Below are 13,776 nucleotides of genomic sequence, written 5' to 3' on the forward strand. Positions count from 1 at the left end.
TTGGAACGGCGGCGAACCTTTCGCCGCCGTTTCTCTTTGGAGGGATGCGATGGAGCGTCCGGATCTTCCTGGCCAAGTGGTGTTCCGGCTGCATCCGGATCAGGGTGTGGCGCGGCATGCGGCCGTGCGTCTTTTCGAGTGCGTCGAGAAGGATTTGAGAGCGTTGTTGCCTGCGTCCGCCGACGTCCGTCACGTCGGTGCGACGGCTGTGGCCGCTTGCCTGACGAAGGGCGATCTCGATGTGGTCGTGCGCGTGGAAGCGGATGCATTCGCGGATGCGGACCGCGCGCTGGCTGCGAGGTTTGCGCGCAACGAGGGGTCGAAACGCACGGCGTGCTTTTCCTCTTTTGAAGATAGCGGGACGGTTCCGCATCTCGGCATCCAGCTCACGGTGCAAGGCGGCGCGGACGACTGTTTTCATTTGCTGACCGATGCGCTGAGCGCAGATCCTGCGCTGGTCGAAGCGTACAACGCGCTCAAGCGGCGGTTCGATGGGGAGCCGATGGAAGCTTATCGCGAGGCGAAGGGCGCGTTCATTCGCGATGTGCTTGCCGATCAGGGGATTTGAGCGAAGCTCGCGGTGAGGGCGGCTGCGATGAGCGGCGCGACGGCTGCGCTGTTTCCGATGGCGCCGGTGTAGATGGCGTTCGCGCCCGTTTCCGCGATGGCGTCCGGCACGTCTTCTCCGCCGTGCATTCCATCGCCGAAGAAGAAGCCTGCGACGACGGTTGGCGTTTGCCGGCCTGCGGCAAGGGCATCGTCCAAGAAGGGTTCTTCTTCCAGGAACGCGGTGGTGACGCTGGCGAAGCGCCGCGCAAGGGCGGCGCGGGCGGCGGCCTTGCGCGTTGCGGTTGCGGACGCGGGGCCGAGCTTCGAGCCGTGGCCGACGATGAGGAGGCGGGAGGTAATGGGTTCGAATTCCCTCGTCTCCGCCGTGCTCGCGGCTTCTCGAACGAGAATCTCCGGCAAGGCCGCATCGAGGCCCAGGGGAGCGAGGATGCTTGGCGCGGGCGAGATGCCAGTGGCTTCGACGCGCTCGCGGACTTTGCGCATGAAATAGCCGTCCGCCATGAAGAGCGGATAGACGGCGATCCGTGTTGCGCCGGTGGCTGCGGCTTGCGCCAGAGCGTCTTCCAGCGTGGGCTGGCCCTTGAGGACGCCTGGCGCGACGATGGGGAGGCCGATCAAGGCACGCACGGCTTCCGCCTGGGCGCGGAGGGCTGCGTTTGGCGCAGGGCCGCCACGGTCGCCGTGTGCGACGAGGACGGCGGCGTGCGTTTTGTGGTCTGTCATGACGTGGCGGATGCTTGGGCGATGGCAGCTTCGAGGGCCGCCTGCACGCCCGGCGAAAGACTGAGAGATCCGGCTGCTTCCTGGCCGTGCGCAGACATCTTGGCGAGAGTCTTGACGAGGATCGCGACGACTTTCTCGGGCGGATGCTTGGCTGCGAAATCGTCCGCGTAGTGCGCGAGGAAGACGAGAGCCGCCACGTCTTCTAGCGCTTGCGTCTCGGCGTCTCGGCGCAGGTTTTCCTTGCGCAGAAGCGCGCCGACGCGCGCGATCTCTTCTTTGTCGTAGCCTGCGGTTTCGAGGATCTCTCCCGCCCATTCGGCGTGCTTGCGGCCGAGTTCCTTGCGCCAGCGCAGATAGCCGGGGCGGTCCATCGGATAGCTGTCGCGCGGGATTTCCCAGCGGCGGATGTGCTGGGCGCGCACGGCAAGTTGAAGAAGCTCGGATGCGTCCGGATAAACGCGCGCCAGCATGGCCGACATGCGCTCTCCGTAGAGGAGTTCGGCGGGGACGTGTGCGCCGTCCACTTCGATCGTGTTCGGATCGTCGCCGTTGGCGGCGTCTATGCCTGCGAGGGCTGTGCTCAAGCGTGTCATGAGCGCATTCTACAGCGGCCCTTTGAAGATGAAATAGGCGCCCGCGAGGATGAGCAGAAAGCCTATCGCGTGGTTGATCGTGAGTGGTTCTTTCAAGAACCAAATGGAAAAGCCTGCGAACACGATCAGTGTGACGACCTCCTGGATCGTCTTCAGCTCCGCCGCCGAGTAAACGGAATGGCCCATACGATTGGCGGGGACGACGAGGCAATACTCGAAAAACGCGATGCCCCAGCTGACCAGGACGGCGATCCAGAGTGGCGTGGATTTGTAATTGAGATGCCCGTACCAGGCAAACGTCATGAAGATGTTCGACACGAACAGCATCAGAATGGGTAGGAAAAAGGTGGGCGACGTGACGCTCGACACGGGGGCGTCCTCCGACCGATGGCTTGGACATAGAGAACGGCGGCGAGCTTCTGCCCGCCGCCGGTAACGTTCGCGCACCCGCATCGCTGCGGGACGCCTGTTTGTCGGTCCGACTAGATCTTCAGCGTGCCGGCCTTTGCGGCCGCGTAGCGCTCGGCCACGGCGTTCCAGTTCACCACGTTCCACCAGGCTTTCAGGTAATCGGCGCGCTTGTTCTGGTATTTCAGGTAATAGGCATGTTCCCAGACGTCGTTGCCGAAGAGAACGCGGCCGCCGTCCATGAGCGGGGTGTCCTGGTTCGGCTTGGATGTGAGCGCGAGCTTACCGTCCTTGTCGACGGTGACGAACACCCAGCCGGAGCCGAACACACGGCCGCCAGCGGCGTTGAAATCCGTCTGGAGTTTGTCGAGACCGCCGAGGTCCCGGTCGATGGCATCCTTCAACTCGCCCTCGGGGCTGGTGCCACCGGGTGCGCCCATGATCTGCCAGAACATGGAGTGATTGGCGTGGCCGCCGCCGTTGTTGCGAACGGTCGTGCGGATGCTCTCCGGCACATCGTTGAGTTTGGCCAGAAGTTCCTCAAGGGGCTGCTTGGCGAGGTCGCCGTGGTCGGCGAGGGCCTTGTTCAGGTTGGTGACATAGGCCTGATGGTGCTTGCCGTGATGCAGGTTCATCGTGGCGGCGTCGATATGCGGCTCCAGCGCCGCAGGGTCGTAGGGGAGAGCCGGAAGCTCAAACGGGCCTGCCGGCGTGTCCGCGAAGACCTGGCCGAAAAACGGCCCCGCCGATACGGCGGTCGCGATCGTGGCGGCGCCGGCCGCGAAAAGGAAGCCTCGGCGATTGGGTGTGAGCATCGGCGGTCTCCGTCGTAGATTGGAAAAAACTGTTGTCGCCTCGGATCGTGGGGGCGAAACGATATATAGCGTCTGGCTACGGCAACGCTAAGGGCCATGAGAAGGTTCGGCAGGGATCGCGTGCATGGGGCTCCGGCTCGACAAAGTGCTTGTTTCGCGACGGCTCGTGGGCACCCGCTCGCGGGCGCGGGATCTCATCGTGCGCGGAGTCGTGACCGTCGATGGCGCGGTCGAGACGAAGCCGGGGACACTGATCCGCGAGGACGCGCCAATCGCACTTTCGGAGGATGCCGACTACGTCTCGCGGGGGAGCCTCAAGCTTATCGCTGCCCTCGATGCATTCGGGTTCGATCCCGCCGGACGTGGCGCTTTGGACGTCGGCGCTTCGACGGGCGGGTTCACCGAGGTTCTTCTGCGGCGGGGGGCCGCGCATGTGACGGCCGTGGACGTGGGGCATGGGCAACTCCATCCGAAGTTGGCGGACGATCCGCGCGTCACGCAGCACGAGGGGCGCGATGCGCGGACGCTCGGGCCGGAAGACGTTGGTGCACCCGTCGAGGCCATCGTGGCGGACGTGAGTTTCATTTCGCTCGAAAAGGCGCTCCCGGCCGCGCTTGCGCTGGCCGCGCCAGGAGCCTGGCTCGCGGCGCTCATCAAGCCGCAGTTCGAGGCTGGGCGCGATTCCGTGGGCAAAGGCGGCATTGTGCGGGACGCGGCGGTGCGCGACGCACAAGCGGACAAGATCGCGATGTGGATCGCAGGGCTTGCGGGATGGCGGGTGGTGGGCGTCATCCCATCGCCGGTCGCAGGGGGCTCAGGCAACCGGGAATTTTTGATCGGGGCAGTGTTCGATGGTTGACGGCGTGGAAGTCGAGATCGCGCGCATCGGCGCTCGTGGCGACGGCGTGGCGATGCGCGACGGCGCGCCGGTTTACGTGCCGTTCGCGCTGCCGGGCGAGCGGTGGCGTCTCGACGGCGAAGATGGGGCGGCGCGCGTGGCCGATGGTCCGGCGCGGGCCGAGCCGATCTGCCGTCATTTCCTCCGCTGCGGCGGCTGTGTTGCGCAGCACATGCCAGGCGACGTCTATCGCGCCTGGAAACGCGGGCTTGTGGTGGAGGCGTTCGGCCATCGGGGCATCGAAGCCGATGTGGCGCCGGTCGTGGTCGTGGCTGCAGGGTCACGGCGGCGTGCGGTGCTGGGCGTCGTGCGGCGTGGGGGCGAGGTTACGCTCGGGTTTCGCGAGGAAGGGCAGCACAAGCTCGTGGATCTTGCCGAATGCCCGGTGCTGGATCCCGTCATCGTTGCCGCGTTCCCCGGTCTGAGGACGCTTGCTCGTCTTGTGCTGAAGGAGGGCGAGACGGGGCGGCTGGTGGTCACCCGGTTGGATCACGGGCTCGACGTTTCGCTCGACGCCGAGCGGCGCGATTTCTCGGCGGACGAGCGGGCGGAGCTTGCGCGTCAGGCGCGCGAGATGGGCTTGTTGCGGCTCACGGTCGGCAAAGAGCCGATTGCGTCCGCAGGGACCGCGACCGTCACCCTCGGCGGCGTTGCGATTGCGGTCGAGCCCGGCATTTTCCTGCAGGCGGTGCCGGAAGCCGAGCGCGTTATTGCCGATCTCTGTGTCAACTCGCTGCCCAGGCGGGCGAAGACCGTCGTCGATCTCTTCTCGGGCGTGGGGACGCTGACGTTCCCGTTGGCGCGGCGGGTACAGGTTATGGCGCTCGATAGCGACAAGCGGGCGATTGCGGCGCTATCCAATGCGGTGCGCCATGCGCAGGGCATCAAGCCGGTGACGGCGCGCGTCCGCGATCTCTTTCGCGAGCCGCTCTCGGCGAGGGAGCTGCAAGGTTTCGATGCGGCGGTGTTCGATCCGCCGCGCGCCGGTGCGGCCGATCAGGCGGAGCGGCTGGCTGCTTCGAAGGTGCCTGTTGTGATTGCGGTCTCGTGCAGCCCGGCGACGCTGGCGCGGGATGCGCGGACGCTGATCGACGGCGGATACACCATGGGGCAGGTGACGCCGGTCGATCAGTTCCTCTATTCGGCGCACGTCGAGGCCGTCGCCGTGTTCAGGCGCTAGGACGCTCAAGGCTTTCAGGCTGGGACGGCCGCGGGGCCGTCTTTTCGCTTAAGCGGAGGCCTTGGCCTTCGCGGTGCGGGCCTGGCCGGACGCCTTCTTCAGGCGCGTGCGGGCCGCAGCCGTGTTGCCCTGGTTGCGTGTGACGGCCGGGCGCGGAATGGCGCGGCGGGCTTTCTTCTTCTTCGTCTCGACCTTGCGGTGATGGAGGGCGGCCATGGTTAAAACATCCTTTGGGAGCGGGGCACGCTAAAGCCGGCGCTGGGCCCGCTCGTTTTTTGATCCGTGCCGCCTCGTCTAGGCGATCTTGCGCCCGGTGGCAAGCCGCACGCCCCTCGTCGTGGAGACTGTCACAGGACCGCAACACGAACTCGTTAGGTGGGCCCGGATGCATAAGCATATTCCGGGAGGACCCAATGAGCCGAGCGACTGAGGCGTGCGTCGAGGAAGAGAGCGCGTATCTCGGCGCCAGCCGGAATCGGCGCCTTGCCGAGGCGGTTCATCGGTATGGGGCGGTGAGCCGCAAGGGGCTTGAGGAGCGCTTTTTCACGCTCGTTTTTTCGGGGCTGGTTTATCCGCAGATCTGGGAAGATCCAATTGTCGACCTCGAAGCGATGGCATTGAAGCCCGGCGAGCGGGTGGCCGCAATCGCGTCCGGCGGCTGCAACGTTCTCTCCTATGTAGCTTCGGAAGACGTCGGGGTGACGGCCATCGACCTCAACCCGGCGCATGTGGCGCTCAACAAGCTCAAGGTGACGGCGGCGCAGCGCTTGCCGGACTACGAGACTTTCGCGCGGCTGTTTCTCTCGATCAGTGATCGCCGGGCTGTCGAAATCTACGACGATCTCGTCGCGCCGCACCTCGACAGCGCCACGCGCGCTTACTGGGACGGACGGGATGCGCTGGGCCGCAGGCGCATCTCGCGCTTTCGCCGCAATTTCTACCGGCAGGGCCTGCTCGGCCGCTTTATCACCGCAGGCCACCTCGTTGCGCGGCTGCACGGGCGCAATCCCGCAAAGATGCTTCACGCGCGCTCGCAGGCGGAGCAGGAGCGGATCTTCAACGAAGAGCTGGCGCCGCTGTTCGAGATGCGCCATTTGCGCTGGATGATGGAGCGGCCAGCTTCGCTGTTCGGTCTCGGCATTCCGCCGTCGCAGTTCGACGAACTCAAGGGGCAACAGCATATGGCGGACGTGCTGAAGGCGCGTCTTGGCAAGCTCGCGTACGGTTTCGATCTCGATGACAATTATTTCGCCCGGCAGGCGTTCGGCCGGTCGTATGGAGACAAGGGCGCGTTGCCGCCGTATCTGGAACGGAGCAACTGGGACGTTCTTCAGCAGCGCGCGCAGAATGTCGATGTGGTCCACGCCTCGTTCACGGAGCATCTGCCGAGCCTCGGTGCGCCGACCTATGACGCTTACGTGCTGCTCGATGCGCAGGATTGGATGACGGATGCGCAGTTGACGGCGCTGTGGGACGGCATCCTGGCAACCGCAAAGCCGGGTGCGCGCGTTATTTTCCGCACGGCAGGCGAGGACACCATTCTGCCGGGCCGTCTGCCGGAGACCATCCTCAGCCGCTTCCGCTACGATGCCGACGAGGGGCGCGCGTTTGCGGCGCGGGATCGCTCGTCGGTGTACGGCGGCTTCCATCTCTACACGCTCGAAGGGTGACACCGTGACGGTGGAGCACGACCCCGCCCAGCACATGGACAGCATCTATCGCGTGCAGCGTCACATCTACGATGCGTCGCGCAAATACTACCTGCTGGGGCGCGATGGATTGATCGATGCGCTTCAGCCGATGGCGGGCGAGACGGTGCTGGAAATCGGATGCGGGACGGGGCGCAATCTGATCTGCGCCGCGCATCGCTATCCGTCGGCGATGTTTTACGGGGTCGACGTGTCGGCCGCCATGCTGGAGACGGCTCAAGCCTCCGTCGAAAAGGCAGGGCTCGGTCACTGTATCCAGTTTGGGCAGGCGGATGCGGCTCGGCTCGACACGGAGGCGTTGTTCGGCGCCGCATCGTTCGACCGCGTGTTCGTTTCTTACGCGCTCTCGATGATCCCGCCATGGCGGGAGGCGCTTGCGCATGCGTTCGCCGCGGTGGCTCCCGGTGGCGCGCTCTACATCGTCGATTTCGGCGAGCAGGAGGGATTGCCGCAGGTGTTCCGTGCCGGCCTTCGGGCGTGGCTCGCGAAATTCTCGGTCGAGCCGCGGGCGGATCTTGAGGACGAGCTTCGGCGGCTTGCGGCCGAGAGCGGGGCGGCGCTGACGTTTTCGCGGCCGTTCCGGGACTATGCGTGCCGGGCCGTTCTGAAGCGGCAGGCAGCCGCTTAATTCAGGAAGAGCCCAAGGATCAGAGCGGGCAGAAGAATGGCGAGGCCCCAGGCCACCGTCGAGGCCGCGCTCTGGATCGCGAACGGCGCGAACGGGCGTTCGAGGATGCCGATTTCGAGCGGGACGAGGCCGCGGTTGAAGCCCTGGAACTTGCTGACGATCAGGCTCAGGGCCCCGTGGCGTTCGACGAGCGCGAGGGCTTCGGTGTGCTGCTCGGGCGAGGCCGAGAACGGCCAGGTGGCCAAGCGATCCTGCTTGTGGGTGACGCCCTTGTAGTAGGCGTAGAGATCGCCCGCGAAGGCGCCCGCCGCGGCGGCGAGCCAGATCGACGTGAAATGTCCGTTGGCCAGCACCATCATCGAGCCGAGGCCGATCACGAGGATCAGCGTCGGCCAGAACATAATGGGACGAGGAATGCTGTTGGCCAATGCCAGCAGGAACAGAAGACCTGCGACCCAATAGTGGTGCGTGGCGAGGAAGCCGAGCACTTCGTCCTTGAAGGTTACGAGAAAGAAGGCAGGCGCGATGACGCCCGCCGCCCAGACGAATGCCGAGGCGACGTTGGCGATTTGGAAGGGGATTTCCCGCATCCGGAACATACCGGCGACGACCGGGATCACGGCGCGCACGGGGCCGAAGAAGTGGCCGAAAAACACACCGAGCGCGCCGTAGGTTTCGAAGAATTTTTCGCCCTGCGCGATGAGGTGCGGCCGGGTCTTGAAGGGCCAGATGTGGGGAACGCTGTCTTTGAAATAGCGTCCGAGCCAGAACGAGATTGCGTAGCCGAGCGTGCCGCCGAAGCCGGCGGCGAGGATTGCGGGGAGAACGATATGCATCTCGACGCCGCTGGCCGCGAGCAGGGCTGCGACACCGGCCAGGATCGCCGTGCCGGGCACGATCAGCGACAGGAATGCGAAGCTTTCCCCGAAGGCGACCAGAAACACGACGAAAGGTGTCCACTCCTCGTGATCGCGGACGAACGTCACGATGGTTTCGACGAAGGACTCAAGTGTCATGGACACGTCTCTCTTGTGGGCTCTGGCCGCGGAAGCGCGAAATGGTGGGGAGCTTACCGCGGCCGCCGCGTGCGGTTTCATCCGGTGGCGGCGCGCAGTTCCAACAGGCTCAGCCCCTCTTGCAACGGCGATTGAATTCGCGTTCGAGCTCGCGGCCCACTTCGCCTGCCAGCATCACGCTGCGCGAGACCTGGGCGGGTGTGAGACGGTCGCCCACGCTGTTGAGGCTGGATCGCGCCGTGTCCGCTTCGAGTTTGCCGCGGCGCAGCTCGTCGCAGGTCAGCTCTTTCTTTTTGCTTTTGTAGGCGAAGAGGCGGACGCCTGATGCGTAGGCTTCGGGGGTGGGGCTTTCGTGCACCCAGCTTCTCGACCGATCATTGACCATGTGGCGCAGCGTGGCTTGGCGCTGGTCGATGCACGCGGGGCTGTCGTCGACGCAGCCAAGGCCCGCGCGCGTACCGATCTGGGGGCTGGACATGGCGCAGGCCCCCAGAGTGCAGGCTCCCAGGGCCAGCAGTCCGGCGACCAGGGCGAAATTGGCTGCGCTTGCGATCGCGTGCAAGACGCTCATCTCCATCCTCTTGTGCTCATTAGCGTGTGGCCATATTAGCCAGACGTGGCAGGGTCAAGGCGGCCGTGACATGCGCTTTTGCGCCGTCTTGGCGAAGCCGCGAGGCTGCGTCACGATTTTCGTTCCCTTTCATGGAGTTGCCCTATGGTCCATGCCGTGCGCCTTCATTCGGTCGGTGGCCCCGACCATCTCGTCTGGGAACGGATCGAGATTGCGGATCCCGGGCCGGGAGAGGTGCGAATCAAACAGCGCGCGGCCGGTCTCAACTACATCGACGTCTATCATCGCACCGGGCTGTACCCGCTTCAGAGCTGGCCCGCCGTGATCGGCATGGAGGGTGCCGGAGACGTGGTCGCGGTGGGCGAGGGCGTGAGCGGGCTCGCTGTCGGCGACCGCGTGGCTTACGGGAGCGTGCTCGGCGGCTATGCGGAAGAACGCCTGATCGCCGCCGACCGCGTGGTGAAGCTCCCGGACGGTATTTCCTACGAGACGGCTGCCGCGATGATGCTTCAGGGCATGACCGTCCGTTATCTTCTCCGAGAGACGTACAACGTCGTGCCGGGGACGGTGTTGCTGTTTCATGCGGCGGCGGGCGGCGTCGGCCTGATTGCGTGCCAGTGGGCGCGTGCGCTGGGCGCGACGCTCATCGGTACGGTGAGCACCGACGAGAAAGCCGCGCTCGCGCGGGCGCATGGCGCGGAGCACGTGATCGTCACCTCGCGCGAAGATTTCGTCGCGCGCGTTGAGGAAATCACGGACGGTAAGGGATGCGATGTCGTCTATGACAGCGTCGGCCGCGATACGTTTCCACGTTCGCTCGATTGCTTGAGGCCGCGCGGTCTTTGGGTCAGCTTCGGCAATGCGTCGGGACCTGTGCCGCCATTCGATCTCTCCGCGCTCAAAGGCTCTCTCTTCGCGACGCGGCCGTCGCTGATGGGATACACGGCGACGGCCAGCGAGCTTCGAGAGAATGCCGCCGAGCTGTTCCGGATGGTCGAGAACGGCGCCGTCAAAATTACGATCAATCAGACGTTCCCGCTCAAGGACGCGGCTGCGGCGCATCGTGCGCTCGAAGCGCGCCAGACGACCGGCTCGACCGTACTCACCATTTGATCTCATCCGCACAACGAGGAGCGCCGCATGGCAAAGAAGCCGATCGACTTCTATTTCTGGCCGACGCCCAACGGGTTCAAGATCCGCATCATGCTGGAGGAGTGCGGCCTCGCGTATCGGATCAAGCCCATCGATATCGGCAAGGGCGACCAGTTCAAGCCGGCGTTTCTCAAAGTGTCGCCGAACAACAAGATGCCCGCCATCGTCGATCCGGACGGCCCCGGCGGCAAGCCGATCCCGGTGTTCGAGAGCGGCGCCATTCTGCAATATCTCGGACGCAAGACGGGCTTGCTCTATCCGGATGACGAGCGTGAGCGCGTCGAAGTGGAGCAGTGGCTTTACTGGCAGGTTGGCGGACTTGGGCCGATGGCCGGGCAAGCTCACCACTTCCGCGTCTACGCCAAGAAGAAGGTGCCCTACGGCATCGAGCGCTACACGACGGAGGTGACGCGGCTTTACGGCGTGCTGGAGAAGCGCCTGCGTGGCCGCAGCTACATTGCGGGTGACTATTCGATCGCGGACATCGCCGCGTTCCCCTGGGTCCTGAGCTGGCAGAAACAGGGACAAGATCTGGACGACTACCCCCGCATCAAAGCCTGGGTTGCGAGGCTCTCGCGCCGCGAGGCCGTGGAGCGGGGACTTTCGACTGCGCTGGAATAGGCGCGACGTCTCTTCTTTCTGCATGGTTAGCAAGGGGTTTCCGGAAATCTTAAGCTTGGATTTCAAGCTGGCCGGAAGTCTTCCGTTTGACCCGAAACGGGGCGGCGCCGAAAGGCTCCGTTCGTGAATAGCCTGTTCCCGCGTTTACTGCTTTTCATCAGAGACCGCCGTACCGTTTCCCTCAGAAGCCGCCCTTTTGCCGGACGTTATGTGGCAGGGCGCGGGCTTCGATATTCGATGGAGAACCCGACAGAGGTAAATGGGAATGGCACGTTTTGAATTTTCGGCGGAGGACGTCGTAGGCGCGACGGGTGCGGACGCGCTCTTTCACCTGGGCCTGATGTATTGCACGGGCCGCGAGGTCGAAATGGATCTTATCCAGGCGCACAAGTGGTTCAATCTGGCTGCGCTGCGGGGCAATGAGTCCGCCAAGCAGTATCGGCTCGATATCTCGCGCGAGATGACCAAGAAAGATATCGCGGCCGCCCAGAAGAGCGCCCGCGAATGGCTGAAGCTGCACTGACAAAGCCGGGAATGGTGCGCGACGCGCGTCGATCCCGGCTTTCAGCGGTTTGCCGCTTCAGCCGGGATGACAGAGCGTTATCAGGCCACGTCGCCCGTCTCTAGGCGCGCGGAGTTCTGAACCGCCTTCTGCACCTTTTCGAAGGCGCGCACCTCGATCTGGCGAATACGCTCGCGCGAGACGCCGAACTCGGTGGACAGCTCTTCGAGCGTAATCGGATCCTCGGCCAAACGGCGGGCTTCGAAGATCCGGCGCTCGCGGTCGTTCAAGCTCGAAAGCGCATCCGACAGGTAGGACTTGCGCCGGCCGAGCTCTTGGGTCTCGACGAGGAGTTGCTCCTGATCGGGGCCGTCGTCCACAAGCCAGTCCTGCCATTCTCCGGATTCGGAGTCGGCACGCACGGGCGCGTTGAGCGACGCGTCACCGCCGAGACGACGGTTCATCGAGATGACGTCTTCTTCCGACACGCCGAACTTCTTGGCGATGGATTGGACATGCTCGGGGCGGAGATCGCCATCCTCAAGTGCCTGCAGCTGGCTTTTCGCCCGGCGCAGGTTGAAGAACAGCTTCTTCTGAGCCGCAGTCGTGCCCATCTTCACGAGGCTCCACGAGCGCAGGATGTACTCCTGGATCGAGGCGCGGATCCACCACATGGCGTAGGTGGCCAAGCGGAAGCCGCGGTCGGGCTCGAAGCGCTTTACCGCCTGCATCAGGCCGACGTTGCCTTCGGAGATCACCTCTCCGATCGGCAGGCCGTAGCCGCGGTATCCCATGGCGATGCGCGCAACCAGCCGAAGGTGCGACGTGATCAGCTCGTGGGCTGCCTCGGCGTCACCGTGCTCACGCCAGCGCTTGGCCAGCATGTACTCCTGATTGGGCTCAAGCATCGGAAAGCGGCGGATCTCCTCAAGGTACCGCGAGAGGCCGCCTGAACCGTTGGCAATCGTCGGAAGAGATTTCGTAGCCATTTTCCTCAAGACGCGGAGTTCCGACTTGACCGGATTTGCCGCGCTCCCCATGTCTCTGCCTGGAACCGGACTGATCCAGGCTCTACGCCGTCATGGCCGTGAAGGCCGCTTCAACGCCGCGCTTACCGGCGTACAAGGCCTGTGCTTCCTCGCCGTTCTGCTGCCGTCCCGGCGGGGATGCCGTTTGTCTTGCCTGTTGTCTTTCTACGTCGATTTCCAACGCGTGGATCGCTTGGCGGTTTCCGTTTTCCGAGGCGTTAACGTCATCCTACCGCCGAATCCGTCGGCGGGCCTAATTACCGTTTGGAAACATTGGATTTTGTGCCGCGCCTGCTGGTTTTAGCTGACGGCGCCGCGGTGCCTTTCAGCGCTTCGTAGAGTGCTTGGATGTCCGCAGGTCGCGGGCTTGTGAAGTGGAGCGGCTTATCTGTCGCGGGGTGAACGAAGCCGAGTTCGACGGCATGGAGCGCCTGGCGGCCCAGGCGTTCGAGGGTGGCTTTTGCGGGAGCGGACAAGCGCTGCGCGCTTGCCTTGAAGCCCGCACCGTAAATTGCGTCTCCCATCACCGGATGGCCGATGTGCGCCAAGTGGACGCGGATCTGATGCGTGCGCCCGGTTTCGAGGTTCAGCCTTAAGCGTGACGCCAGTGGTTTGCCATCCGCATCGACGAAGGCCTCGGCAATCTCATAATGCGTGACGGCGCGCCGCCCGCCGTCACCGCGCATGACGGCGATGCGTGTGCGGTTGGCGGTGCTTCGTCCCAGGTTTGCGTCGATGCTTCCGACGCGCTGGTCGGGAGTTCCCCACACGAAGGCTTCGTATGTGCGGGTCAGGCGGCCATCTTCGCCGTGAGTTGCGAACTGCTCGGCGAGCCCGCGATGCGCGGCGTCCGATTTGGCGACGACGAGCAGGCCCGATGTGTCCTTGTCCAGCCGGTGGACGATGCCAGGCCGCTTCACGCCACCGATGCCGGAGAGGTCGTCTCCGCAATGGGCGATGAGCGCGTTGACGAGGGTTCCCGTGGCGTGGCCCGCGGCCGGATGCACGACAAGCCCCGCCGGCTTGTCGATCACGATGAGATCGGCGTCTTCGTGAACGACGGTGAGGGGGATGGTTTCCCCCGCCGGTGCAGCTGGCTCGGGCGGAGGAACGGTCACGCGGAAGGCGTCGCCCGCCTTCACCTTGGCGCCCGGATCGGTCGTCCTCCCGCCCGGTCCGCTGACGTGCCCCTCGCGGATAAGAGTTTGGAGGCGTGCACGGCTCAGGTCGCCGATATGGGTTGCGAGGAAGCGGTCGAGCCGCTGACCTGCGTCGTCGGCCGTGGCGATGAGGTCGTGAGGGTCGGCTTGGATGTCCGTGTTCATGGCGTTTCTCGGCGCGTGTCTCTGCGCGCGTCTCGGC

The 13,776-nt window shown here is 64.7% G+C and carries 17 protein-coding genes; 8 read left to right on the top strand and 9 right to left on the bottom strand.

Going from position 1 to position 13,776, the window contains the following annotated elements; all coding sequences use genetic code 11:
* Nucleotides 1-49 precede the first annotated feature (49 nt).
* Nucleotides 50-568 carry a GrpB family protein gene (locus W911_RS07410; protein ID WP_023786918.1) on the top strand — a complete coding sequence of 173 codons (519 nt, stop codon included), beginning with the start codon at nucleotides 50-52 and terminating at the stop codon, nucleotides 566-568.
* Here W911_RS07410 and W911_RS07415 read toward each other — a convergent pair.
* The 4 genes from W911_RS07415 to W911_RS07430 form a co-directional block, all read right to left on the bottom strand.
* Nucleotides 556-1,293: a sirohydrochlorin chelatase gene (locus W911_RS07415; RefSeq protein ID WP_023786919.1), complete on the bottom strand. Its 738-nt coding sequence runs from the start codon at nucleotides 1,291-1,293 to the stop codon at nucleotides 556-558. The genes W911_RS07410 and W911_RS07415 overlap by 13 nt on opposite strands.
* Entirely contained in the window at nucleotides 1,290-1,886 is a 597-nt protein-coding gene (locus tag W911_RS07420; RefSeq protein WP_023786920.1) for a DUF4202 domain-containing protein, read from the bottom strand. The genes W911_RS07415 and W911_RS07420 overlap by 4 nt, the downstream gene beginning before the upstream one ends.
* 9 nt (nucleotides 1,887-1,895) lie before the next feature.
* A complete protein-coding gene (locus W911_RS07425) occupies nucleotides 1,896-2,213 on the bottom strand; it encodes a DMT family protein (protein WP_041317903.1) in 318 nt (105 codons plus the stop codon).
* A 155-nt stretch (nucleotides 2,214-2,368) separates the two neighbouring features.
* Complete coding sequence (locus tag W911_RS07430; RefSeq protein ID WP_023786922.1) at nucleotides 2,369-3,109, bottom strand: superoxide dismutase; 741 nt, start codon at nucleotides 3,107-3,109, stop codon at nucleotides 2,369-2,371.
* Between the two features lie 124 nt (nucleotides 3,110-3,233).
* Between W911_RS07430 and W911_RS07435 the strand changes: the two genes are divergently transcribed.
* Both W911_RS07435 and W911_RS07440 read left to right on the top strand, forming a co-directional pair.
* Nucleotides 3,234-3,968 (top strand): TlyA family RNA methyltransferase, encoded by a 735-nt coding sequence (locus W911_RS07435; RefSeq protein ID WP_023786923.1) that lies wholly within the window; start codon nucleotides 3,234-3,236, stop codon nucleotides 3,966-3,968.
* Nucleotides 3,961-5,187 carry a class I SAM-dependent RNA methyltransferase gene (locus W911_RS07440; RefSeq protein WP_023786924.1) on the top strand — a complete coding sequence of 409 codons (1,227 nt, stop codon included), beginning with the start codon at nucleotides 3,961-3,963 and terminating at the stop codon, nucleotides 5,185-5,187. The genes W911_RS07435 and W911_RS07440 overlap by 8 nt, the downstream gene beginning before the upstream one ends.
* A 48-nt stretch (nucleotides 5,188-5,235) precedes the next feature.
* Here the strand turns inward: W911_RS07440 and W911_RS18460 are convergent, their stop codons facing one another.
* On the bottom strand, nucleotides 5,236-5,403 hold the full coding sequence (locus W911_RS18460) for a hypothetical protein (RefSeq protein WP_023786925.1): 168 nt from the start codon (nucleotides 5,401-5,403) through the stop codon (nucleotides 5,236-5,238).
* A gap of 197 nt (nucleotides 5,404-5,600) precedes the next feature.
* Here W911_RS18460 and W911_RS07445 point away from each other — a divergent pair, with 197 nt between their 5' ends.
* Both W911_RS07445 and W911_RS07450 read left to right on the top strand, forming a co-directional pair.
* Entirely contained in the window at nucleotides 5,601-6,857 is a 1,257-nt protein-coding gene (locus W911_RS07445; protein WP_023786926.1) for a BtaA family protein, read from the top strand.
* A gap of 4 nt (nucleotides 6,858-6,861) precedes the next feature.
* Nucleotides 6,862-7,524 carry a class I SAM-dependent methyltransferase gene (locus W911_RS07450; protein ID WP_244438634.1) on the top strand — a complete coding sequence of 221 codons (663 nt, stop codon included), beginning with the start codon at nucleotides 6,862-6,864 and terminating at the stop codon, nucleotides 7,522-7,524.
* On the opposite strand, the gene W911_RS18135 is transcribed toward W911_RS07450, so the two are convergent.
* A complete protein-coding gene (locus W911_RS18135) occupies nucleotides 7,521-8,540 on the bottom strand; it encodes a DedA family protein (RefSeq protein ID WP_023786928.1) in 1,020 nt (339 codons plus the stop codon). The genes W911_RS07450 and W911_RS18135 overlap by 4 nt on opposite strands.
* Before the next feature lie 109 nt (nucleotides 8,541-8,649).
* Nucleotides 8,650-9,111: a hypothetical protein gene (locus tag W911_RS07460; protein WP_210163477.1), complete on the bottom strand. Its 462-nt coding sequence runs from the start codon at nucleotides 9,109-9,111 to the stop codon at nucleotides 8,650-8,652.
* A 144-nt stretch (nucleotides 9,112-9,255) separates the two neighbouring features.
* Here W911_RS07460 and W911_RS07465 point away from each other — a divergent pair, with 144 nt between their 5' ends.
* From W911_RS07465 to W911_RS07475, 3 genes are all read left to right on the top strand, one after another.
* The gene (locus W911_RS07465; RefSeq protein WP_023786930.1) at nucleotides 9,256-10,224 is read left to right on the top strand and encodes a quinone oxidoreductase family protein; all 969 of its coding nucleotides are present in this window, start codon (nucleotides 9,256-9,258) and stop codon (nucleotides 10,222-10,224) included.
* A 27-nt stretch (nucleotides 10,225-10,251) separates the two neighbouring features.
* On the top strand, nucleotides 10,252-10,884 hold the full coding sequence (locus W911_RS07470; protein WP_023786931.1) for a glutathione S-transferase N-terminal domain-containing protein: 633 nt from the start codon (nucleotides 10,252-10,254) through the stop codon (nucleotides 10,882-10,884).
* 265 nt (nucleotides 10,885-11,149) lie between these two features.
* Nucleotides 11,150-11,407, top strand: a complete 258-nt coding sequence (locus tag W911_RS07475; protein ID WP_023786932.1) for an SEL1-like repeat protein — start codon at nucleotides 11,150-11,152, stop codon at nucleotides 11,405-11,407.
* 80 nt (nucleotides 11,408-11,487) lie between these two features.
* Here W911_RS07475 and rpoH read toward each other — a convergent pair whose 3' ends face one another.
* The gene (gene rpoH, locus W911_RS07480; RefSeq protein ID WP_041316411.1) at nucleotides 11,488-12,375 is read right to left on the bottom strand and encodes an RNA polymerase sigma factor RpoH; all 888 of its coding nucleotides are present in this window, start codon (nucleotides 12,373-12,375) and stop codon (nucleotides 11,488-11,490) included.
* Nucleotides 12,376-12,671: 296 nt separating this feature from the next.
* Nucleotides 12,672-13,739 (bottom strand): RluA family pseudouridine synthase, encoded by a 1,068-nt coding sequence (locus tag W911_RS07485; protein WP_023786934.1) that lies wholly within the window; start codon nucleotides 13,737-13,739, stop codon nucleotides 12,672-12,674.
* Nucleotides 13,740-13,776: the final 37 nt, after the last annotated feature.

The sequence above is a fragment of the Hyphomicrobium nitrativorans NL23 genome, assembly GCF_000503895.1.
Classification (GTDB): Bacteria; Pseudomonadota; Alphaproteobacteria; order Rhizobiales; family Hyphomicrobiaceae; genus Hyphomicrobium_C; species Hyphomicrobium_C nitrativorans.